At 43.0% G+C, this 19,859-nt stretch carries 29 protein-coding genes; 28 read left to right on the forward strand and 1 reads right to left on the reverse strand.

Annotated features, from left to right (window positions below; genetic code table 11):
• Positions 1–181: 181 nt before the first annotated feature.
• From GC096_RS30795 to GC096_RS30920, 26 genes are all read left to right on the forward strand, one after another.
• Positions 182–1,462 (forward strand): hypothetical protein, encoded by a 1,281-nt coding sequence (locus GC096_RS30795; RefSeq protein ID WP_171635672.1) that lies wholly within the window; start codon positions 182–184, stop codon positions 1,460–1,462.
• Between the two features lie 247 nt (positions 1,463–1,709).
• Positions 1,710–2,339, forward strand: coding sequence for a phage scaffolding protein (locus GC096_RS30800; protein ID WP_171635673.1), 630 nt, complete (start codon positions 1,710–1,712; stop codon positions 2,337–2,339).
• Between the two features lie 21 nt (positions 2,340–2,360).
• Positions 2,361–2,732, forward strand: a complete 372-nt coding sequence (locus tag GC096_RS30805) for a hypothetical protein (RefSeq protein ID WP_171635675.1) — start codon at positions 2,361–2,363, stop codon at positions 2,730–2,732.
• Positions 2,733–2,750: 18 nt separating this feature from the next.
• On the forward strand, positions 2,751–3,794 hold the full coding sequence (locus GC096_RS30810) for a major capsid protein (protein WP_171635677.1): 1,044 nt from the start codon (positions 2,751–2,753) through the stop codon (positions 3,792–3,794).
• A 19-nt stretch (positions 3,795–3,813) separates the two neighbouring features.
• Complete coding sequence (locus tag GC096_RS30815; protein WP_171635679.1) at positions 3,814–3,999, forward strand: DUF7210 family protein; 186 nt, start codon at positions 3,814–3,816, stop codon at positions 3,997–3,999.
• A complete protein-coding gene (locus GC096_RS30820) occupies positions 3,983–4,351 on the forward strand; it encodes a head-tail connector protein (RefSeq protein WP_171635681.1) in 369 nt (122 codons plus the stop codon). Before GC096_RS30815 ends, GC096_RS30820 begins: the two co-directional genes overlap by 17 nt.
• Positions 4,352–4,355: 4 nt before the next feature.
• Entirely contained in the window at positions 4,356–4,727 is a 372-nt protein-coding gene (locus GC096_RS30825) for a hypothetical protein (RefSeq protein WP_171635683.1), read from the forward strand.
• Complete coding sequence (locus GC096_RS30830) at positions 4,724–5,128, forward strand: HK97 gp10 family phage protein (protein WP_171635685.1); 405 nt, start codon at positions 4,724–4,726, stop codon at positions 5,126–5,128. Before GC096_RS30825 ends, GC096_RS30830 begins: the two co-directional genes overlap by 4 nt.
• Position 5,129: 1 nt before the next feature.
• Positions 5,130–5,552: a phage tail terminator family protein gene (locus GC096_RS30835; protein ID WP_171635698.1), complete on the forward strand. Its 423-nt coding sequence runs from the start codon at positions 5,130–5,132 to the stop codon at positions 5,550–5,552.
• Entirely contained in the window at positions 5,549–5,725 is a 177-nt protein-coding gene (locus GC096_RS30840) for a hypothetical protein (protein WP_171635700.1), read from the forward strand. Before GC096_RS30835 ends, GC096_RS30840 begins: the two co-directional genes overlap by 4 nt.
• Positions 5,726–5,746: 21 nt before the next feature.
• The gene (locus GC096_RS30845; RefSeq protein ID WP_312886377.1) at positions 5,747–7,039 is read left to right on the forward strand and encodes a phage tail sheath family protein; all 1,293 of its coding nucleotides are present in this window, start codon (positions 5,747–5,749) and stop codon (positions 7,037–7,039) included.
• A gap of 1 nt (position 7,040) precedes the next feature.
• Positions 7,041–7,505 (forward strand): phage tail tube protein, encoded by a 465-nt coding sequence (locus GC096_RS30850; protein WP_171635703.1) that lies wholly within the window; start codon positions 7,041–7,043, stop codon positions 7,503–7,505.
• A gap of 24 nt (positions 7,506–7,529) precedes the next feature.
• On the forward strand, positions 7,530–7,955 hold the full coding sequence (locus GC096_RS30855; protein ID WP_171635705.1) for a phage tail assembly chaperone: 426 nt from the start codon (positions 7,530–7,532) through the stop codon (positions 7,953–7,955).
• A gap of 26 nt (positions 7,956–7,981) precedes the next feature.
• Positions 7,982–8,158 carry a hypothetical protein gene (locus GC096_RS30860; protein ID WP_171635707.1) on the forward strand — a complete coding sequence of 59 codons (177 nt, stop codon included), beginning with the start codon at positions 7,982–7,984 and terminating at the stop codon, positions 8,156–8,158.
• 22 nt (positions 8,159–8,180) lie between these two features.
• Positions 8,181–10,259, forward strand: coding sequence for a tape measure protein (locus GC096_RS30865; RefSeq protein ID WP_171635709.1), 2,079 nt, complete (start codon positions 8,181–8,183; stop codon positions 10,257–10,259).
• Positions 10,256–11,002, forward strand: coding sequence for a LysM peptidoglycan-binding domain-containing protein (locus GC096_RS30870; RefSeq protein WP_171635710.1), 747 nt, complete (start codon positions 10,256–10,258; stop codon positions 11,000–11,002). The genes GC096_RS30865 and GC096_RS30870 overlap by 4 nt, the downstream gene beginning before the upstream one ends.
• A 9-nt stretch (positions 11,003–11,011) precedes the next feature.
• Positions 11,012–12,001: an XkdQ/YqbQ family protein gene (locus tag GC096_RS30875; RefSeq protein WP_171635712.1), complete on the forward strand. Its 990-nt coding sequence runs from the start codon at positions 11,012–11,014 to the stop codon at positions 11,999–12,001.
• A complete protein-coding gene (locus GC096_RS30880) occupies positions 11,998–12,348 on the forward strand; it encodes a DUF2577 domain-containing protein (protein WP_216626296.1) in 351 nt (116 codons plus the stop codon). The genes GC096_RS30875 and GC096_RS30880 overlap by 4 nt, the downstream gene beginning before the upstream one ends.
• A 2-nt stretch (positions 12,349–12,350) precedes the next feature.
• Positions 12,351–12,755: a DUF2634 domain-containing protein gene (locus GC096_RS30885; RefSeq protein ID WP_171635714.1), complete on the forward strand. Its 405-nt coding sequence runs from the start codon at positions 12,351–12,353 to the stop codon at positions 12,753–12,755.
• Entirely contained in the window at positions 12,748–13,809 is a 1,062-nt protein-coding gene (locus tag GC096_RS30890) for a baseplate J/gp47 family protein (RefSeq protein WP_171635716.1), read from the forward strand. The genes GC096_RS30885 and GC096_RS30890 overlap by 8 nt, the downstream gene beginning before the upstream one ends.
• The gene (locus tag GC096_RS30895) at positions 13,802–14,419 is read left to right on the forward strand and encodes a putative phage tail protein (protein ID WP_171635717.1); all 618 of its coding nucleotides are present in this window, start codon (positions 13,802–13,804) and stop codon (positions 14,417–14,419) included. Before GC096_RS30890 ends, GC096_RS30895 begins: the two co-directional genes overlap by 8 nt.
• Positions 14,420–14,434: 15 nt before the next feature.
• The gene (locus GC096_RS30900) at positions 14,435–14,794 is read left to right on the forward strand and encodes a hypothetical protein (protein WP_171635719.1); all 360 of its coding nucleotides are present in this window, start codon (positions 14,435–14,437) and stop codon (positions 14,792–14,794) included.
• The gene (locus tag GC096_RS30905) at positions 14,794–15,828 is read left to right on the forward strand and encodes a right-handed parallel beta-helix repeat-containing protein (RefSeq protein WP_171635721.1); all 1,035 of its coding nucleotides are present in this window, start codon (positions 14,794–14,796) and stop codon (positions 15,826–15,828) included. The genes GC096_RS30900 and GC096_RS30905 overlap by 1 nt, the downstream gene beginning before the upstream one ends.
• Positions 15,829–15,846: 18 nt before the next feature.
• Positions 15,847–17,229, forward strand: a complete 1,383-nt coding sequence (locus GC096_RS30910; protein ID WP_171635723.1) for a hypothetical protein — start codon at positions 15,847–15,849, stop codon at positions 17,227–17,229.
• 13 nt (positions 17,230–17,242) lie between these two features.
• Positions 17,243–17,815 (forward strand): DUF4376 domain-containing protein, encoded by a 573-nt coding sequence (locus GC096_RS30915; RefSeq protein ID WP_171635725.1) that lies wholly within the window; start codon positions 17,243–17,245, stop codon positions 17,813–17,815.
• Positions 17,809–18,303, forward strand: a complete 495-nt coding sequence (locus GC096_RS30920; RefSeq protein ID WP_171635726.1) for a hypothetical protein — start codon at positions 17,809–17,811, stop codon at positions 18,301–18,303. Before GC096_RS30915 ends, GC096_RS30920 begins: the two co-directional genes overlap by 7 nt.
• Positions 18,304–18,327: 24 nt before the next feature.
• On the opposite strand, the gene GC096_RS30925 is transcribed toward GC096_RS30920, so the two are convergent.
• Complete coding sequence (locus GC096_RS30925; protein WP_171635728.1) at positions 18,328–18,639, reverse strand: hypothetical protein; 312 nt, start codon at positions 18,637–18,639, stop codon at positions 18,328–18,330.
• A gap of 135 nt (positions 18,640–18,774) precedes the next feature.
• Between GC096_RS30925 and GC096_RS30930 the strand changes: the two genes are divergently transcribed.
• Positions 18,775–19,233: a phage holin family protein gene (locus GC096_RS30930; RefSeq protein ID WP_171635730.1), complete on the forward strand. Its 459-nt coding sequence runs from the start codon at positions 18,775–18,777 to the stop codon at positions 19,231–19,233.
• Positions 19,230–19,844 carry a glucosaminidase domain-containing protein gene (locus GC096_RS30935; protein WP_171635732.1) on the forward strand — a complete coding sequence of 205 codons (615 nt, stop codon included), beginning with the start codon at positions 19,230–19,232 and terminating at the stop codon, positions 19,842–19,844. The genes GC096_RS30930 and GC096_RS30935 overlap by 4 nt, the downstream gene beginning before the upstream one ends.
• The last annotated feature ends 15 nt before the right edge of the window (positions 19,845–19,859 follow it).

A 19,859-nucleotide genomic window follows, 5' to 3' on the forward strand; every position in this document is an offset into this window, starting at 1 on the left:
ATGGCGTTGTTTCGTGTTGTAATTATTTCAAGTTCTTTATTATTTTATATTGTAGGCAAAGATCTAGTAGTTTCTCCTTATAAAGGTTCGCCCAAGTTTTCTGATAGACAGGGAAATATCGTATGATATATATTATAAATTAGGTATATTTTCCTAAAATTTAACTGGAAGTTGGTAGAACATGGAGAATTTAGGCGGGATAAATAGTCCTGGGTTGAATAATAGGTATCAGGCAATAAAGGAATTAAGAGATACTCTAAATAAGACTGTACTAAAATATGGTTCTATTAATGAACAAACTAATAAACAAAATGATCAGAAGACAACCCAATCCTATATTTCTGTAAGGAAAAAGAAAAATGAGTCTGCCAGATCGACAGGAATAATTGTAGGGGGACAAACTTCTAAAAAATCTATGACTGTAATTATGCATAAGGCCCGAGTGAATAAGGATTTGGCAAAGCAACTATGTGAGTTAAATGCAAAGCGCGGCGGAAAATCAGGATTCAAAGGATTTTTGTTTGAACACCTACATGCAGCAAACGAAACGGCTAATGGTATTCTCACAATGGTAATCAACGATAATGGAGTCGCTGATTTTGTGATTAAAAAAAATGGGAGAAAGTTTTTTGCTCAAGCTAAAGTCGGGCAAGCCAATGGAAACATTAATTTTGCAAAGTACAAGGGTCAGACACTTATTGTAGATAAAGGCAACACTGCCTTAGCTGAAAGGGCCAGACAAGCTGGGATGAAAGTAGTAGAATCAGATATTAGCAATAAACAAGTTACCCAATTAGGAAAGACCATGCAACTGGAACAAAAAATTACAGGTAACAAAAATGCAGTAGTTACATCTAAAGCTTATGCCACTACAAAGAATCTATCTAACGCACATCGCGCAGGTATTCAGGCAGCTAAATCCGGTGCACAATTTGGAGCTGGACTAAGTATTGGATCTAACCTGGTTGATGTTATTACTGGTGAAAAAGAATTGAAAGAAGCCGTAAAAGATGTAGCAGTTGACACTGCTATATCAGCGGGAACAGCTTATGTCGCAGGAGCAGCAGTAGCTGCCGTAGCTCAGACTGCAGCAGGAGCAGCAGTTGCAGGTGTAGCAACAACAGCTGGCGCGGCAATAGCAGCAACTTCAGTCGGTGGAGCCGCAATGGTGGCTGGAGCAGCTGTCACCGGTGCTGTTACAGGTACGGTAGCTGCCGCTACAGCCTCTACTGTCGTAGCAGCCTCTGCTGTAACGTCTGCAGTAGCTAGTACAGCGGTTGGTGGCACTATTGCAGCAGCTGGTACCGCAATTGCAGGAACGGCAGTTGGTGGGGCTGTTGTTGCCGCAGGAGCTGTAGTTGGAGCAGCCGCTGTAGCTGCTGCCCCCATTATCATTCCAGCAATTGCTATTGGTGCTGCTTGGAAAATCGGAAAGAAACTATTTAGCAGGAAAAGATGGTAGTGAAATTAAGAATTTTTCTTCTGATGAATAATTAAGAAATGTTTTTTGCCTTTAAAGAAATAATATAGAGATTAATTAACAGCGTTTTCAAGTCGCAGTTTTCTTTTGGTTTAAATCATAGAAAAAAGTGTGATTTTATTTAGGATTCCTGAACTATCAGGAGTCCTTTTTCTGTTGCCCTACCAAATGGCACTAAACTGGGTAATTCATTCACCGGATACAATCGGAGAAAAGTGAGGTTGAGAAAATGGATTGGTTGAAAGACCTGTTGAAAGCTCAAGGGCTCTCGGATACCCAAATAGCTGCAATTGTAGGAGGTGTTGAAACAAATTATAAAGGCTGGGTCCCTGAACATCGATTTAAAGATGTTACCGATGCGAAGAAGAAAGCGGAAGATGATTTAAAGGAGCGAGATAAGCAACTTGAAACGCTAAATAAAGCAGCTGGTGACAACAAGGTACTGCAGGAACAAATCACACAACTGCAAACAGATAATAAAGCTGCTTCAGATAAGTATGAATCGGAGTTGAAAGAACTTAGATTGAATACGGCCCTTAAGCTAGCCTTAACAGGCAAGGTTCATGATCCTGAAATCGTAACGGGACTACTCGATAAGAGTAAGGTGGAACTCGATGATACTGGAAATGTGAAAAGTGGATTAGATGATCAAGTGAAAGCCCTGCAGACGAGCAAGGCTTTTTTATTTGTTCCTGAGAAGTCTACTCAGCAACAATTCAAAGGTATCACTCCTGGAGATGGTAAGACACCAGGTTCTGGCGGAGGAGATGATCAGAACAACATGGGTAAACGTCTAGCTGAGCAAGCCGCTAAGCAATCTGAAGGGTTAGATAAAGCAAGGGAATCGTATTTTCAATAATACTTGGGAGGTAATGATTGTATGAAATACACAGAAACAATCTATACGAATAACAGGAAGGAAATCTTAAAGTTCCCGGATCATTATGTGAATTTGGCCGTGACAGTTGATGACACTGGAATTGTTGCGAATGCTGATGGCAAGAAGATTGTTCCAGCTGGGACGATCGTTGGTAATGGCATTTTAACCGACATCACGAAGAAGGCGAAAAAAGCAGTAACGAATGCAGGTGTGTCCAATGCTGAAGGCGTGCTGTTCACTGATGTTGATGTAACTTTCGGCCCTGCTGCAGGTGCAATGCTTGTTCATGGTTTTATTGATCTCGCTAAAATCCCAACAGCGCCAACCCCTGAAGAATTAACAGCACTTAAACAAATTGCTTTTTTGAAATAAGAAGGAGGAATGAATTAAATGCCAACCATTTTTGATCTCGTTAATGCAAAGAACATTGCAACGTATTACGATACAAACACTTCTAATGCAATTCCTTATCTTGGGGCTACGTTATTCCCGGCTAAGAAGCAACTGGGTCTGGACCTCAAGTGGATCAAAGGCTCCAAAGGACTACCTGTTGCTTTGCTACCGTCGGCGTTTGATGCAAAGGCCACGCTTCGTGATCGCATTGGTTTTAAAAAGGTAGAAACGGAAATGCCGTTCTTCCGTGAAGCGATGCGTATTGGAGAAAAAGATCGTCAAGAATTAAATCGTTTAGCTGCTAGCGATAATGAAAGTTATTTGATGCCTTTGATCAATAATATTTACGACGATGTATCAGCTCTTGTTGGCGGCGCCATGGTTAATCCAGAGCGAATGATTATGCAGCTTCTTTCAACGGGTAAGATCAGCATCGTAGCTAATCGTTTGAACTATGATTACGACTACAAGATGCCAGCTTCCCATAAGGTCACACTAACTGGTACGGACAAATGGAGCGATCCAACGGCGGATATCGTAGGTGATATTAAAACCTGGCAGGATACGGTTGAGGATGACACCGGTGTTCGTCCGTTGAATGGGATTTGTACGCGGAAGACATGGAACTATATTCTCTCCAACACAGCCATTCGTCTAGATATGAATCCCCTTGGTGGCCAGAACATCATTATGACGGATGCGCTTATGAAACAGTATCTGCAAAATAAATTAGGTGTTTCGATTGCCGTCTATAACAAGAAGTTTGCTCTGCAGGACGGTAGCAGCAACTTGTTCTATCCCGATGATTACTTCACCCTTATTCCAGAGGGATCACTTGGCAATACGTATTTTGGAACTACACCAGAGGAATCCGATCTTATGTCTGGTAGTACCTCAGCTGATGTCTCCATTGTAAATACTGGTGTCGCGATTACAACCATAAAAGAGCCGCACCCAGTCAATGTGGAGACGATCGTTTCCGCGATTACCCTACCTTCTTTCGAGCGTATTGATCAGATTTATATTTCTAAAATTAATTAATCGGAAAGGGTGAACGTAGATGACAACCAAGGCACAAGAAGAAAAGACGAAGCATGTTAAAGTGAAGTTTATTCAAAACGTTAAATATCGCGGTAATTATTACCCTACAGGAAAAGAACTAGAGGTTTCTGTAGAAGATAAAGCCCTCCTTATTAAAGATGGTGTTATTGATTCAGGTGATAGCGACGATGACGACGACAAATGATTACTTGAGCAAGCTTAAGGACCTGCTAGCTATTCCTGTAGAAGACAATGGCAAAGATGGCCGGCTTATCTTTACGATTGAGACGGTCATTCAAGCTATACAAACTTGGTGTAACATTCCAATTGTTCCGGAAGAGTTGGTGAATGTGGTGTTACAAATCGCCGAGGATCAGTATAGGACGAAGTATGCTTCTGAGTTTCCGGAAACTCAGCAGGCAATTCAGAGCGTTAAACGCGGGGATGTTACAACCACATTCGGTTCATCTAAGACTACGGTTAAAGCTGGACCAGGTGCATCTTTCTTGCAGAGATATGAAAGTCAGCTTATTGCTTATAGGAAGTTGAGGTGGTAGTCTTTTGGGCTTCGGAAACGTAGCAGCCGAAAGGGTAGCTATAGAAATGACGTATGAAGGTCGTTGTACGGTCACTGAATTGCAGTTAGTTAAGGATCCGGTGACTAAGGTTACAGGCCAACAGCGGATTATAGTGCTTCAGGATGAGCCTTGCGCTGTTTCACAAACCGCTCTTAGGGGAGTAACGAGCACAGGTACCGACAATACGATTGATTATGATGCTAAGCTCTTTATCTCCCCAGATGTGTCCATCAGAGCGGGCAGTGAGATAAACGTTATTCAAGATGGAATGAATATTAGGTTTCAACAAGTTGGAAAGCCGTTTCGGTATCCAACGCATCAAGAGATCATGTTGAATGAAGTTGGCCGTGCATGAGCCGCTTAGGCGACTTTAGTTTTTCGGATTTGCAGGATTTTAAGAAAGGTTTAGACCAACTTCAACAGCATGCTCATACTTTCCTGGAAGAGTGCATAAAGGAATTGGCAGCGCGGCTGTATGCAAAAACCGTTGCACGCACTCCTGTGCTTTCCGGAGATTTGCGTCGAGGTTGGAGTATTGGTCCCATTCAACGAGTCGGTTCTAACATTCAAATCGAGATAATAAATCCAGTGGAATATGCTATGTATGTTGAGTATGGTCATCGGACTCGTAATCATCGAGGGTGGGTGGAGGGTCGATTTATGTTGACTGTATCCATCGCAGAGCTCGAGCAGGAGCTGGTGGCAATATTGGAACAAAAGCTGCAGCGATTCATGAAACAGCGCTTGGGGTGGTAGGATGATTGAACAGGATATCCTGAACGGGATTATCGGGAAGTTGGATGTGCTGGCTCCTGACCTTCCAATATATACAGAACAAGTGAAGCAGGGCTTTGTGCAGCCTGCTTTTTTTGTCATGCAATTGAATAGTGGCCAGAAAAAAGAATTGAACAATCGATCTTTTCGTTCGCTACTTTTCAATGTACATTACTTCCCTAATGAAGATAGCCTTACAAAGAAATCAGATTGTAGAGAAATGGCTGAGCGGCTTTATGAAGCTTTACAGTTTATCAATGTTGGCGGCCCAGTGCGTGCAACCAATTTAAAATATGAAATTATTGATGAAGTGCTTCATTTCTTTCTTAGTTTTGGAGTACACCTTCTAGAAGAAAAGACTGAATTAACGAAAATGATGCAATCAGAACTGGAGGTTCATCTATGAGTACGAGAAAAGAGCAGGAGCCATTATACACTAAAGAACAATTCATAGGATCTCAAAGGTTTACAGGTGCTCAGAAAGACATTCTTGGTGCTCTGTTGGTCGATGGTGAAAGTTACACGAACTCAAAAGTTATAGATCTTATTAATGAGTTTTTAGAAAGGACGGTGCAATAGATGGCCGGTGGAACATGGATAGTGCAGAATAAGGTTCTCCCAGGCTCGTATTTCACGTTTAACACTGATTCTTCACTCGGAACATTAGGAGAACGTGGCACGGTTACGTTGGCTTTAAAGCTCTCATGGGGGCCATCGAAACAGATATTGACGTTTCAAGCAGGTGATAACGTGAAGTCGCTGCTTGGTTACGATATGACGGACGCTAACATGCTGCTTGTGAGAGAATCACTCAAGCGAGCTGGTAAGTTACTCCTATACAGGCTGAACACAGGTACGAAAGCAACAGCGGTTGTTGGCAGTTTGACTGCTACAGCTAAATATGGAGGCTTGAGAGGAAATGATTTGAAAATCGTCATTCAAACCAATGTTGATGACAGTTCAAAGTTCGATGTACGAACGCTACTAGCCTTAGAAGAGGTCGATAAACAAACGGTAACGAACATCGCAGGACTAGTGGCAAACAATTGGATTACATGGACCGGAAGCGGATCGCTTACAGCATCGGCTGGGGCATCGCTCACGGGTGGAACTGACGGTACAATCCTTAATGGTGATCACACCGATTACCTTACGGCCGTTGAATTATACGAGTTTCAAACGATGGCACTTGTATCAAGTGATCCAACACTTAAGGCCCTATACGTTGCCTTTAACAAACGATTGCGCGACGATGAGGGTTTAAAAATTCAAACGATTCTTGAAAACTATCCCAGCGCAAATTATGAAGGTGTTATCAGTGTTAAAAACGGTGTTATCCTATCGGACGGAACTGTTTTGGATGCTGCTTCTGCTACGGCTTGGGTGGCAGGCGCAACAGCTGCCGCACAGGTCAATGAATCCTTGACTCGAGTTACTTATGATGACGCCATTGATGTAAGCCCGCGCTATACCAATACTCAGAATCAAACAGCGGTATTAGCTGGAGAGTTTCTATTTGCTCAGAGTAAAGGGCGCGCTATTGTTATTCAGGATATCAATTCATTTACAAGCTACACGCCGAGTAAGGACAAGCGTTTCTCTAAAAACCGCGTACTCCGTGTCCTGGATTCGATCAACAATAATTTAAAAACCATCTTTGATAATTACTATATCGGTAATGTGGATAATAACGCCGATGGTCGTAACCTGCTTAAGAATGAGTATGTGAAGTATATGGAAGCATTACAAAAGATCGGTGCAATTGAAAATTTTGATTCGCAAACAGACATAACGATTACACAAGGCGAAGATACTGATGCAGTATACACGGAGTTTGCAGTGCAGCCGGTGGATGCAATCGAAAAAATCTATAACAAAGTGCGGGTGAAGTAGGATGACCTTTTTGCAAGCGAAGGATACCATATCCGGACAATCAGCTCGAGCCTATTCAACGATTAACGGCAAAGTCGAGGAAATGTTTTATGCTAAAAAGTTAGAGGGAAAGGTTAAAAAAAATAAGAAAGAAATTAAAACGCTCGGCAAGAACGGCACGCAGAATAAAGCTAACGGCTTTACTGGAACGGGAACAATGACCATCTACTACACCACGTCATTGTTTAGACAATTGATGCTGGAGTATACGAAGCTAGGAAGAGATACGTACTTCGATATCCAAGTTACAAACGAGGATCCTAGTTCCACGATTGGCCCTCAGACAACCATTCTTAAAAATGTTAACTTGGATGAAATTACAGTTGCTGCATTCGACGTGGATTCAGAAGTGCTTGAGGAAGAAGTAAGCTTCACTTTTGATGACTGGGATATGCCAAACGCTTTTGCTGCACCAACATTAGGCTAATAGCCGATAAGGAGGATTCTATTTATGAGTAACTTAAGTGCATTTTTCGCAAAAAATGCAGCGCCAGTTGACGCTGTAGAGGAAGTTGTTGTTTCCGATCGTTTCAAGGACGATGAAGGTAAGCCTATTGCATGGAAAGTGAAAGCTGTACTGCAAGAAGATAGCGACAATATCCGCAAAACTTGCATCAAAACAATCAAAGGTAAGTACGGCAATAATACGCGTGAGACGGATGAGCAAGAGTATATGTTAAAACTTGTTATTGCCAGTGTTGTATTTCCGGATCTTAAAGATGCTGAGTTACAGCAAACGTATGGTGTTTACGGCGCGGATAACCTCATTAAACGTATGCTTACACCAGGGGAATATACAAACTTGGTGCTGAAAGTACAAGAGGTTAATGGATACGATAAAGATATAAATGAATTGATGGAAGAAGCAAAAAACTAATCGAAGGAGGTTGGGACGAGAACGGGATGCGGATCGATCCTGATTCAACTGCCAATCTTCTTCATTTTGCTTTACATAGACTTAAGAAGCTTCCGCATGAAATATTAGAACGTCCAGCCTCTGAAAGAGCTTATATATTCGCATCTATTGCACTGGTAGTTAAAAAAGAGGCAAAGGAAGTAAAGGGAGTAGCTAAAAATTGATCCAGTAAGGAGGTGAGAGTTATTGGCAACCGTAGGAGCAAGTCTCAAGCTTTTCGACCAGTTCTCAAGCACGCTTACCAGAGCGCAACAGGCGATGGATTCTACAATCGTCACAGCAGGTCGGTTAAGGCAGTCGCTGCATGGGACAATTAGTTTCAGAATCACACTAGACTCATCGAGCGTGCTTACGCAGGCGCAAGCGCTGCGAGTCCGGATTCAACAGCAACTCGGACAAATAACGGCACGTATTCGACTTGAAATGTCTAGTTCGTTGACGGTGTTCTTTACTAACTTGCAAAGGCTTGTCCTTAGACTCCTCGCTGCAGTAGAGCGGCTTAATAGGAATGTGGGCGGAAGTAATGCAGCACAGCTCCAGGCAGCTTTACAGCGAATTGCTATCCTAGAACAGCAAATCCTTGCGCTGCAGGGACAAGTGAACCAACGCATCAGGGAAGGGTCAAGCGCAGCTGGGGGATTAGCGGGAAACATGGATAAGATTGCGTCGGCATATATCGCCATCGCAGCAGCTAAAAAAGCTATGCAAGTGAGTGATGATTATATCAACTCTCAGGCCCGGTTAAACATTGTCAATGACAGCAAGCAGACGCCTCAGCAGCTACAGGCTGCCGTATTTGATGCAGCTAACCGAGCGCGCGGTGATTACGTTACGATGGCGAGTAGCGTTGCGAAACTTGGTTTGTTAGCTGGGGATGCATTTGGTGGGAATAGTGAGGTTTTAAAGTTTACGGAGCTCATGCAGAAGTCCTTTAAGGTATCCGGAGCTTCGACGCAAGAGTCGCAAGCGGGTATGTACCAGCTAACACAAGCAATGGCATCCGGTAAGCTTCAAGGCGATGAGTTTCGTTCCATCATGGAGAACGCACCTATGCTGGCCCAAGCAATTGCTACGTACACCGGAAAGACCAAGGGCGAGCTAAAGAAAATGTCGGCTGAAGGAACGATTACAGCTAAGATTATCAAAGGAGCGTTATTTTCGGCGGCGGATGACATCAATGCTAAATTTAAGACAATGCCTAAGACGTTCGGTGATGTGATGACTCTTCTGAAAAATGATGCTATCCAGGGATTTGGTACTGTCATCGAGCAAGTCAATAAGCTTATGAACTCACCTGGAGGAAATGAATTTTTTGAGGGCATTTCGGGGGCGCTGAGGAAAGCAGCCAATGGAACGGCATGGTTTGTGGGAGTGCTATCTAATCATATGGGAATCGCAAAAAATATTCTGGTATCCGTTGGAGCTGTCGTTACAGCGCTAACCGTAAAATGGCTCATACATTGGGCAGTAGCAGCGTGGCCCATATTCGCGGTGATTGGTGCCATTGCATTACTACTTACTGTACTCAATGCTTTTGGAGTGTCCACGAAGCAGGTTATGGGAATTGTTGCGGGTATTTTTATGGTAGCATTCGCTGCTATCTATAACAGCATCGCACTGGGATGGAATATGATTCTTGCTTTCGTTGACTTCTTGGCTAATATTTTTCATGATCCGGTTTATGCGGTCAAGAAGTTATTTTTTGATTTAGGAAAGAGCATTGCTGAATTTTTTGGAACTGTTATTAACGGCATTGTAAGTGCATTAAACTTGGTTGTCAAAGGAATTAACAAAGTATCAAAAGCAAATATAAGTATCATACCTCAAATGGATATGAGCAAACTCAGCGATATGGAGGCCCCAACATCTTCTAGTCGTCACGTGTCCGACTTATCATCGAAGTATCGTATGGGACAAATGGATTATGGCACAGCTTTCAATAATGGTAATAATTTTGTTGGTGGCATGTTCGACAAAGTAGGTGCAGCCTTGAGTGGATGGGACGATATCCCGAATATTGACAGGGTGAACGAGGTTGGCAAGATCGGTGATACGGTTGATATCTCAAACGAGGACCTGAAAGCGATGAGGGAATTGGCAGAGATGAAAAGCATTCAGAATTTCATCACGTTGACGCCAACTGTCCAGGTGACAGGGGACAATCATTACCACGCTCAAGGGGATGTAGAGGATATGATCGGGCAACTTACAGTTGCTTTACAGACGCACATGGACAGCTCTGTAGATGGAGTGACTAACACATGAGTTATGAGATCCATTTGAGCTTCAACAATAACCAAGAGGGCTTTCAGTTGCCAGTTAATCCAGCAGAGATTGAAGTTTTAAGTGGCAGTAACGGCAAAACCTATGATATCGTGGGTGCGAATGATGGCAGGTCAGAAGTTCGGGGCGGCGAAATCAACGTTATAAAGAGTCCGAAACTGCGTGAGATATCATTCGAGGGGTTATTCCCTGCACAATTTTATCCTTTTTTAGCAACGGATACGCTGTATGAACCGATGTATTACGTTCGAGCTATCGAAAACTGGAAGTCGATGAAACGCCCGATCCGTTTTATTTATGTAGCTCACTGGCAGCAACGTTTGGCGTCTCAGGGATTTAGCGGACAAGAGTTAAATATTCCTGTTTCTATCGAAAAGTTTAAATGGAAAGAAATTGCGGGCTCGCCAGGAGACATTGAGTTTAGTATTTCTCTTAAAGAGTACGTATTTTACGCGGCTCGCCGGGTAACGGTTAATACCGACGCCACTGGGAACGTGGTTGCCGTCCAGCAGTCCACCAGAAGGCCAGACGAGCGGATACGGCCAGACACTTATGTACTCAAAGATGGCGATACTTTAACCAAGATTGCCATGAGGTTTTATACGGATGCAGCTGGAATACCCGACAGTTCTAGATATAAAGACATTCAGACAATAAACGGCTTGAAGGATTCGGATGTCAAAAAACTGGCCGTGGGTAGCATACTTAAGCTGCCGGCAACGTGAGGTGATTTCTTGCTTCAGGTATTAATTGACAATAAGGACGGAACGTTGTGGGAACTTCCGGTGACTGGGCTTACATATAAGACTTACCGAGTCGGCCAAGCGGCTAGTATTGAACTCACGTTTATTAAGGGCGGTATATACGAGGATGCCGCGTTTAAATACAACACAGGTGATGTGGTACGTGTCACGTTTGATGAACAGCCTGTATTTTATGGTTATATATTCAAGATTGACGATGGACGAGACGAAGCTGTGAAGATAACGGCTTATGACCAGTTGCGGTATCTGATGGGAAGTGACACCTACGTATTTAAAAATGCGAGTGCAACTGAGATTGTCCAAAAGATTGCAAATGACACTGGACTTAAATGTGGCGTACTAGCTGAAACGACTTACAAAATACCTCGAACCATCGAGGACGGCAGCAAGTTGCTTGATATTATTTGCAATGCGCTTGGCAATACAACGATGTTTACAGGCCGCACGTTTGTGTTTTACGACGAATTTGGCGAACTGACTTTACGCGATATTGCTGATTGGAAACTGGATATGTCAATTGGTGACTTGAGTTTGGCTTATGATTACAAAATGACACGTTCTATCGATTCGGACACGTACAATCGGATTAAGCTCGTACAAGATGTAAAGAGCGAGGAAACTGGGCAGCGCTCAAAAGTAGTAGGCCGAAACGTATATATTGCACAGGATAGCTCCAATATCGCTAAGTGGGGTAGGCTTCAACTTTATCAAAAAGTCGATGACGGCTTGAATGAAGCTCAGATTAATGAAGTGCTCAATACACTAAGTAAGCTTAAGAACCGAGAGACACGATCTTTTATAGTTGATGCCATTGGTGATACCCGGGTGCGAGCGGGATGTTCAGTTTCTATTAATATAGCGGAGATTGGTATTAATCAATATTTCTTGGTTGACGAGTGTACCCACACTTTTGAAGGAGATGAACATACGATGTCATTAGCGTTAAGGGTGTATGGATGAGTAAGGACATAGCCGCATTAGCGAATCTCATTAAGCGTGCTGGCAAAGGGGCGGTTGATGCTGGGGCTCCCGTTGCTATTTTATTTGGCAGTGTAACACAGATAAATCCTCTCGAAGTGACCGTGGATCAGCGGTTTACACTCGATGAGGATTTTTTAATTGTCCCTGAGAGCTTGACAGAGTATAGGATACAACTTAGTCATTCCCATAGTTACATCGGCGGGATAACAGGATCCTCCCTCACTGAGGAAATTATCATTCGTCGTGGCCTTGAAGTCGAGGATGCGGTGATCTTATTTCGGATGCAGGGCGGTAATCAATATTTAATCTTTGATCGGGTGGTGTAAATATGATACCAACAGGTGGTGCTGGTATTGTCCAGTTATTTCAAACGCAGCATCACAGCAAGACATATAGGATTGATCATGAGAACAAACGTATTGTCGGTATTGTTGATGGTATTGAGGCAGTCAAACAGGCCGTATATAAGATCATGCAAACAGAACGATTTGAGCATCTTGTTTACGGGCCTGATTATGGCGGAGAGTATAAGTCGTTGATTGGTAAAAGGGAATCGTACGTCCGTTCTGAGATTTGGCGGCGCATTGAGGAATCGTTGCTTCAGGACGATCGAATTACTGCCATTGAAGATATGAAAATAACCGTCACCGGTGACTCGGCATTGGCTGAATTCACAGTCGTTTCAAAGTACGGGAGATTCCAGTCTACAAAGGAAGTGCTTAATCGTGTATGAGGATCAAACCTATAAAGCTATACTCCAACGGATGCTTAACAGAGTACCAGATGACATTGATAAGCGTCCTGGTAGCATTATTTATGACGCATTGGCTCCAGCTGCTCTTGAATTAGCTAACGTATTCATTGCCCTAGATGCTGGTCATAGAGCAGTACTTCCAAGTACAGCAACTGATGAAAATTTGGATGCTGCTACAGAAGCGTTTGGGATGACCCGAAAACAGGCGAACTTTGCCATTCGTAAAGGGCTATTCTATGGTGCATCCAACGTTCCGTTGGATGTCCCGATCGGTAGTCGGTTTTCATTGGCCGGCCTTAATTACATCGTCATCTTGAAGCTCAGCGCGGGTCAATTTGAATTACAATGCGAGACAGCCGGCAAGATTGGAAATCAAAACTTCGGCACGATACTACCACTAGATTACATTAACGGTCTAGTTACTGCGAGTCTAACGGATGTGTTGATTCTTGGCGAGGATACCGAAACTGATGAAGAGTACCGAGAGAGGTTCCTCCAACAAGTACGTTTGCCCTCTGCGTCAGGAAATAAAGCTGATTACATGAAATGGGCATTGGAAGTCGATGGGGTAGGCGGAGTGCAAGTTAAACCACTTTGGAATGGTCCAGGTACTGTAAAGGTTATCATCATTGATTCAAGTAAGCATCCCGCAAGCCCTCAGCTTGTCCAAAACATACAGAATTATATTTCTCCTACAACGGGTACTGGGGAAGGAAAAGCGCCCATAGGGGCAAATGTGACAGTGACGGCTGCAACTGCAGTCACTATTAATGTGACTGCAACAGTTGTCAGGAATGGTATAAGTTCGCTTGCTCAAATTGAAGCAGATTTTGAGGAGGCAATGTCGTCTCACTTGTCAGGAATTGCTTTTGGGACAGATCCGTCTGTGAAGTATGCGAAGTTAGGAGCACTTCTATTGGACGTACTAGGTGTGCAAGATTATACATCGTTGCAGTTGAACGGCACCAATGGAAATATTTCTGTGAGTGAAGGATCGGTGGCCGTAAAAGGATCGGTGGTACTTAGTGAGTGATTACAAGTTAAACAGTATTTTTGGTAAACAGATGCTTGAGGTACTACCTGATTTGTATGAAGAGATTTATGAGACTCGCGTTATTTTAGAGACTGAAGGACAAGAGTTTGACAACCTTTCCGCTAGTGTTTCCGATGCATTTAGCCAAGCTTTCGTGGACCAGGCGACGTGGGGGCTTATAAATTGGGAGAACATACTTGGCATTACAACAGACATAACTAAGCCAAACAACCAAAGACGATCCGTAATTAAATCAAAGATTCGCGGAACCGGAACTGTTAATATGCAATTGCTTCATAATGTAATCGCATCGTATGAGCATGGCACTGTAGAAATAATAGTTCAACCTGCGGCTTTTCAAATTAATATTCGATTTATTGATACGGCTGGAACACCGCCTAATTTTATTGATATACAAAGAGCTGTAGAAGAAATTAAACCAGCTCATCTTGTAGTTTTATATTCGTTTAGATATTTAATTTGGAATGAGCTGAATGAATATAACCCAACTTGGGATGAACTCGATGCAATTGGATTTACATGGGATCAATTTGAGATCTGGGTACACAATTCCAATGAGTCTTCTCTTGCTCTTACATTTTGTGAATAGGAAGGAGAAACTTGTATGTCTTATGCATTTCCGACTGACGTTAACGGCAAAGCGGGTGCAGTCATACCCACAACAGATGGTAACAAATTTTTCGTTCCGGTTGTATTATTCAACTCCGTGATGAGTGAATTGCCTTTTGGTCTTGTTGCAAAAGAACCTTTCAGCGGAACGACCAACATGACTAAAACTTTCACAACTCCGATGATGGGCTTTGTCATATCAAATGACGGAATGGCTGATCTTTCTTTTTCGATTGAAACTGATATGTACAAAGTTAAAGCCGGTGAGGTCTTTGAGGAATACTTTAAACCATTCACGGTTGTATCAATCGTGGCGACAGGAGCGTTTAGAGCATATGGAAGGGGACGAGCGTAATGGGCTGGAGTAAACCTTCTAGTGGCACACAATTAGACGTCAAAAAGCAGTTTGGGGCAAAAGGTGATGGATCTACGGACGACACTGCAGCCCTACAAGCCTGTCTGGATAGCCTAGTAAATGGTACATCCATCTTTATACCGGATGGTACTTATATCACAACTGGATTAAAGATGTATAACAAATCGCATATAAGTGTTGTAAGTAATGGGGCTACCCTCAAGCTGAAAGCTAATAGCAACGCAGATGTATTTCTACTGGAGCAATGTCCCTATCTATCGATCAGTGGATTAAATATCGATGGGAACAAAGGAAATCAATCAAGCATTGTTACTGGACTAAAACTCAAAGCAAGCTATTTTACGAATATTTTGAACTGCCGTGTGACAAATGTCAAAGGAGACGGAGTCGCCATTATTGGCTACTATGATGGCACGTTGTTTCGAGGTAACGACGAAATTCATTTGAATCATTGTTTTGTGCAGTCCAATACTCGGCATGGCTTAAGTGTCGATTCTGTCGCAGACTTAAATGTAACAACTTGTAATATCGAATTCAACAGCGGAAACGGCATATTATTAACGAATACTACCGACATAGCCTCCGGCAATGCCAATCTCATTGATAGCCAGATATTGAGCAATGACGGCTATGGTATCGAAGTTACAGAAGGATCATCGCGTCTGATAATCGCTAAAAATCACATCAGGAATAACGGGAAAAATGGGATTCGTTATGTAGGCGGAAAACAATATATATTTACCGAGAACAATATCCACCTAAACGGCAGGATCAATGAATATTCGGCCGCAATTATTGTAGGGTATAACCGTCGAGGTTTGATTGCAAATAACTTGATCACCTGTACGGACTTTTCACCAACACAGGGATATGGGATCGAAGCATTTAGCGTCAATGGCTTACGCATATTTAATAACGTCATAGAAGACAACTTGCAACCTGGTGTCATGATTGATCCAGATTGCTTGGATGTAAAGATCCGTGACAATATCGGGGTAGTCGATGCAGTATAAAAAGGAGGACGTTTCATCGTGCCTGATTATACAGAAAAATTAAATTTACCTAAGCCGCTTGGGAACGAAAATGTAACCAGAGAAAATTATAGAGCATTGATTGACGCGATCGATAACGCAGTGGCGAAAGCAGCGCATACGCACGACGGTACCACAGGTAATGGCGCGCAAATTACAGCGGCCGGGCTCGCGAACGGAGCAGCAACGGACACCGTCTTAGGGAATAGAACTGCAGATCCGGCGCAGACTCCGTCAGGCTCAGTCGGAACGATAACGCAATTATTTTCGTGGATTACGAACCGTATTAAGGCGATGCTCGGTACAACAAATTGGTACGATGCGCCACCGACTACGTTGACCGCAGCGAATACGCATATGACCGCAACGACTGGTGTTCACGGTGCGACTTCGGCTGCGACAGCTAATACGCTGATTACTCGAGACGGTAACGGGCGCGCACAAGTGGCGGTTCCTTCAGCGGCGGCAGATATCGCGCGTAAAGATACAGTCGATGCGGTAGCTACCGTTGCTAATGCGGCATTGCCTGCAACATCCTATACGGCAGCTGACGTATTAACCAAGATAAAAACCGTAGACGGAGCAGGTAGCGGATTAGATGCTGATTTAGTAAAGGGTTATGTTCCCTTAAATAAAGCAGGAGATACGATGACAGGTGGGCTAACAATATCAAATGGAGCCCCCATAATTACGCTAACTGAAACAGATCAGTCTAATAAAAATTGGCACATTGTAACAGACGGTGGGAATTTTTCAATAAGAGAAACCGATCTTGCCACTGAGCGATTTGCTATATCGGCAGGCGGCGATTGGATTTACAAGAGTAATATTTTGCCGCAATTACGTGCAACAAGTGGCTATTTAGAATGGTATAACGGAGGGGCGTGGCAACCAGTGGGAGGACAAACAGCAATACAAGCAACTTACACAAGAACGGCGACTTTGAACGCTAATAACAAAGCACCTCGTACTTGGCATTCAGTAGTTGATATTCAAAACAAAAGAGGTATTATAATGCACGCTGTGGCGGCTGTAGGCGTGAACGCTTATATCAACAGCGGAGACGATTACTACGTTGTAGGATCAACTCTATATATTAGATTGACCATAGACGATCAGGTGGAAACCATGCCTATGGTAATACCCAATAACGCCAATGCCGGTCAATCCCCTAACCTATACCCTTTAGGTGCGCTGTTTATAAGAGATGAGCATAACGCAGGAGGAGATTACACTTACCTAGTACAACTTAGACAAGACCCTATCTACTTCATGAAAAACTTCAAACTTGAGCTATATGGAGATCCAACACAGGCTGGCTACACAAACTCGGCCATAAATGTAAGCGGTACTGTTCGTTACGCTCTACATATCGGAACATAAGGAGGATGGTATTGTGCCTAAGATATATACAATAGTCGATACCGATGTAATAGTACAGGATATTGACGACAACGACGAAACAAGTTATATAACCTATACGATAGGTTCTCTGATTAAGATAGAGACAATTAGGATAGACAGCGAAAATGTTGAGGACATTTCCTACACATTTGACTTGGAACTAGGCGAATATGTGGAGCAAACGCGGGAACAACGATACTTCCCCGATCCCGAGGCAGTATCGCCAGTTGACGCTAAAATCGCAGAATTAAACAAAGCATGTAATGAAGCTATTCTCTCGGGATTCACCTCAGACGCACTTGGCACTGATAACACTTACGATTTCGACTACGATGCTCAAATCAACCTGGGAGGCATGCTTAACGCAATAACCGCTGGCATGGTTTCAGGTACCTTTCCGTGGAAAGCATCTGGCATTCCACAATTGCACACGATCAATCAATTTAAAACCGTTTTTGCCGCTGGCCTCACGCATAAAAATTCAAATATCGGTAAGTATTGGCTACTTAAGGAACAAGTTATCGCTGCTACCACTCCAGAGGAGAGAGAGGCGATTGTATGGTAACCCTCGAACCCTGTGACGTTATTTTCGTGAAGCGTCGTCGAGATCCAACGTTAAAAGATCGAATCATAGGCGAGTTAGTCAAATGGGCTACGAAGAGTGAATACTCTCACGTAGCCTATTTTGTTTGCCCTGGTGTGATATTCGAAGCCAATGCCTTTAGAAGTGCTGGTTATGGATCACTTGATGCTTATTCTGACTTCATTGTAAAACGTCTTAGTTTCGCACCTGAAGTGCGTCTTAGAATTCTTAATCAGATTCGAAAGACAGAAGGAGCTCAATACGGTTGGGGCGAGGTAATTGCTTTGTTATTTCGCAAGAGACTAGGTATACCTGTTTACTTCGACAGTCCCCAAGCATTTGAATGCGCGGAGCAATTAGTCAAAGCTGTTCATGCGGAAACGGAGATATGGATTGTTGCTCAAACAACAGGAGATATTAGCCCGCAGGACTTGTGGGAGTCCCCTTGGTTGGAAATAAAAAAAGACTGAGCAACCCAGTCTTTGAACAATAAATCAATATGGTAAAATTCCATTAAATGGTTCTTCACTTTCAATGCAGTCATTTGCTACACCAGCACATACTTCATCTATCCGTTCAACATGTTGGCCAAATGAATCAACTGGATCTTTGGTATTTTTGTAACGTCGTTCTAAAACATCACCTGGACCAGTTTCATCACTAATGATTTCACGAGCGCAAATCTTACCTGCCTCTTTAGAACTTAATCCTTTATTTATTAATCTGCGAAATTTTGATACTTTTCCAATGTAAACACTATGTTCCTCTTTGGTATAAGATCCAATATTAATATTCATGATCTCCATTTCGTATCGACTCCTTTAAATTGCATTAGATTAATTCTACCATTGATCAAGTGAAATGTTTGTCAGAATTTGTGGCTCCGATCCATTCGGGGCTATTTTTATGCCTATGAATTGGGCAGAAAGAAGAGGTGTTTAATGGATGTACGACTATTAGCAACAAATCTATATTCAGCTGCAGCAGGGGCAACGGAAAGGGAGTTTATCTTTAGTGGTTTCGTAGCTGCGGTTGGTACGTTCATTGCAGCTGCGCTTGGCGGGTGGGATGTATCACTCAAGCTCCTAGCCTACATGATGTTTGCTGACTACGTAACTGGTGTTTTAGGCGCCATTAAGTGTAAGAACGTAAATAGCGATGTGATGTTCTGGGGTGGTATCCGAAAGGGCATTGTCATGCTTGTGATCTTCCTTGCCGTCCATCTTGATCAGTTTATAGGTGGTAATGCGCCGATCTTTAGAACACTTGCGATCTACTTTTATGCTGGTCGCGAAGGTCTGTCATTGATTGAGAACTTTGGTGTCCTCGGTGTACCATGGCCGCCAGCTATTAAAAATGCACTTGAGCAGCTTAAACAGAAGGGTGAGAACCAAAAATGAATGTTAAGGATCAAACCTATTGGTGGGGAAAGGCAAAGGAGGCCAGCGCAATCATTGGCTGGTTCCCAACTGTAATATTTGCTCAATGGCAGCATGAGACTGCTCACTTCACGAGTTCCAATTTTACGAAGAATAACAACATCGCCGGCCAGACATGGCAGAGTTATATGCCATTGTCCATGAAAGGGACAGCACGTCCGGCAGCGGAGGGCGATTATTACATCCGGTATAACGATCCGGTTACCGGTTATGTGGATTTCATTCAAAAGAACGGCAGATATGAAGATGTGAAACAGCAGGGAACCGAAGAAGAACAGATCCGGGAAATTGCAGCATGCGGCTGGGCAGTGGATACAAATTATGCAATGAAGTTAATCAATCGTTTGAATGACAATAAACAACTGGGGTATGCATTGGAGGAGGATCCTGAATTGGATAAGGACGTTGCGAATACGATCATTAACACTTGGATTAAACCTGAATGGCATGAAGCAGAAGTTAAAAAGATTGGTGCTTTGGCCGAAACAATTACTGAATTGAGCAAACAGCAAAAATATTACAATTGGCTAGCTAATCGATTACGGAAGGCTTCCGGACAGCCGGAGGAATAAATGATTAAATATGGA

Source organism: Paenibacillus plantarum, assembly GCF_013141695.1.
In the GTDB taxonomy this organism is placed as follows: domain Bacteria; phylum Bacillota; class Bacilli; order Paenibacillales; family NBRC-103111; genus Paenibacillus_E; species Paenibacillus_E plantarum.

Excerpts from the sequence above, each read along its gene's own strand:
- GC096_RS30830 (WP_171635685.1), top strand. The coding sequence starts at position 4,724 with ATGAGCCGCTTAGGCGACTTTAGTTTTTCGGATTTGCAGGATTTTAAG.
- GC096_RS30800 (WP_171635673.1), top strand. The coding sequence starts at position 1,710 with ATGGATTGGTTGAAAGACCTGTTGAAAGCTCAAGGGCTCTCGGATACC.
- GC096_RS30805 (WP_171635675.1), top strand. The coding sequence starts at position 2,361 with ATGAAATACACAGAAACAATCTATACGAATAACAGGAAGGAAATCTTA.
- GC096_RS30795 (WP_171635672.1), top strand. The coding sequence starts at position 182 with ATGGAGAATTTAGGCGGGATAAATAGTCCTGGGTTGAATAATAGGTAT.
- GC096_RS30860 (WP_171635707.1), top strand. The coding sequence starts at position 7,982 with ATGCGGATCGATCCTGATTCAACTGCCAATCTTCTTCATTTTGCTTTA.
- GC096_RS30850 (WP_171635703.1), top strand. The coding sequence starts at position 7,041 with ATGACCTTTTTGCAAGCGAAGGATACCATATCCGGACAATCAGCTCGA.
- GC096_RS30870 (WP_171635710.1), top strand. The coding sequence starts at position 10,256 with ATGAGTTATGAGATCCATTTGAGCTTCAACAATAACCAAGAGGGCTTT.
- GC096_RS30820 (WP_171635681.1), top strand. The coding sequence starts at position 3,983 with ATGACGACGACAAATGATTACTTGAGCAAGCTTAAGGACCTGCTAGCT.
- GC096_RS30900 (WP_171635719.1), top strand. The coding sequence starts at position 14,435 with ATGTCTTATGCATTTCCGACTGACGTTAACGGCAAAGCGGGTGCAGTC.
- GC096_RS30885 (WP_171635714.1), top strand. The coding sequence starts at position 12,351 with ATGATACCAACAGGTGGTGCTGGTATTGTCCAGTTATTTCAAACGCAG.
- GC096_RS30880 (WP_216626296.1), top strand. The coding sequence starts at position 11,998 with ATGAGTAAGGACATAGCCGCATTAGCGAATCTCATTAAGCGTGCTGGC.
- GC096_RS30905 (WP_171635721.1), top strand. The coding sequence starts at position 14,794 with ATGGGCTGGAGTAAACCTTCTAGTGGCACACAATTAGACGTCAAAAAG.
- GC096_RS30925 (WP_171635728.1), bottom strand. The coding sequence starts at position 18,639 with ATGGAGATCATGAATATTAATATTGGATCTTATACCAAAGAGGAACAT.
- GC096_RS30810 (WP_171635677.1), top strand. The coding sequence starts at position 2,751 with ATGCCAACCATTTTTGATCTCGTTAATGCAAAGAACATTGCAACGTAT.
- GC096_RS30855 (WP_171635705.1), top strand. The coding sequence starts at position 7,530 with ATGAGTAACTTAAGTGCATTTTTCGCAAAAAATGCAGCGCCAGTTGAC.
- GC096_RS30920 (WP_171635726.1), top strand. The coding sequence starts at position 17,809 with ATGGTAACCCTCGAACCCTGTGACGTTATTTTCGTGAAGCGTCGTCGA.
- GC096_RS30835 (WP_171635698.1), top strand. The coding sequence starts at position 5,130 with ATGATTGAACAGGATATCCTGAACGGGATTATCGGGAAGTTGGATGTG.
- GC096_RS30815 (WP_171635679.1), top strand. The coding sequence starts at position 3,814 with ATGACAACCAAGGCACAAGAAGAAAAGACGAAGCATGTTAAAGTGAAG.
- GC096_RS30935 (WP_171635732.1), top strand. The coding sequence starts at position 19,230 with ATGAATGTTAAGGATCAAACCTATTGGTGGGGAAAGGCAAAGGAGGCC.
- GC096_RS30930 (WP_171635730.1), top strand. The coding sequence starts at position 18,775 with ATGGATGTACGACTATTAGCAACAAATCTATATTCAGCTGCAGCAGGG.
- GC096_RS30840 (WP_171635700.1), top strand. The coding sequence starts at position 5,549 with ATGAGTACGAGAAAAGAGCAGGAGCCATTATACACTAAAGAACAATTC.